Genomic DNA, 731 nt, shown 5'->3' on the forward strand with positions numbered 1-731 from the left:
TACGAGGCGTAGACAACGATCACGGGCAGGTGGACGGCCAGGACCCAGACCAGCAGCCGGTGACGGGAGACCCAGTCCTCCGTGGGCAGGCCACGTCCGTGCGGCATCCACTCCAGCAGTTCCCCGCCGATCTTGTTGGTGACGCTCGCGGGATCCATGGCGAACCGGCGGTCGGGACCTGACAATTCGGCACGGCGAAACCGCCCGGCGCGCGCACTACCGTGGCGACGCCGCGCCCGGTCAGGTACAGGGGCCACGGAGGACATCCGGGCTATCCTGCACCGATCGCCACCTGGCGCACCATGGCCGTCAAGGATGGTGTGGCATGGCAAGCATGCCTACCTCTGACTAGACCATCTTCACCAGTCGGTAACAGGTTCAAAAGGGGCATGGCGCTGTGCGTGCCCGATTCGACAACCTGTGGTCTGCAAGGTGGCCTTCGGAAGGGCCACCCAGGAGGAGGACACCGTGCTCCCCGTGACCTTGACTGCTGCCAACCCGACTGCCGCAGGTGCCACAGCCGCCATGGATCTGACCTGCACCGGCTCGACATCCCCGCTCGCCCCGCTTACGCCGCTCCCCTCACTCGCTCCGGTGACGCAGACGATCACCACCACGAAGGAGCCGGCTGAGGGCGCCTCCCCCCGACTACGCCTGATCACCACCAGGAGCAGGACGGGTGAGATCGTGCACGGGCGCGGCGGCCCGAGCTCCTGCGGCTGCCGGGAGTG

At 67.6% G+C, this 731-nt stretch carries 1 protein-coding gene; it reads left to right on the forward strand.

Annotated elements, in window-relative coordinates; translation table 11 throughout:
* Positions 1 to 468: 468 nt before the first annotated feature.
* Positions 469 to 731: hypothetical protein (locus DD1DGNOD_RS28320; RefSeq protein WP_206443352.1), on the forward strand; the 263-nt coding region annotated here is incomplete at its 3' end.

It is taken from the genome of Candidatus Protofrankia californiensis (assembly GCF_900634765.1).
In the GTDB taxonomy this organism is placed as follows: domain Bacteria; phylum Actinomycetota; class Actinomycetes; order Frankiales; family Frankiaceae; genus Protofrankia; species Protofrankia californiensis.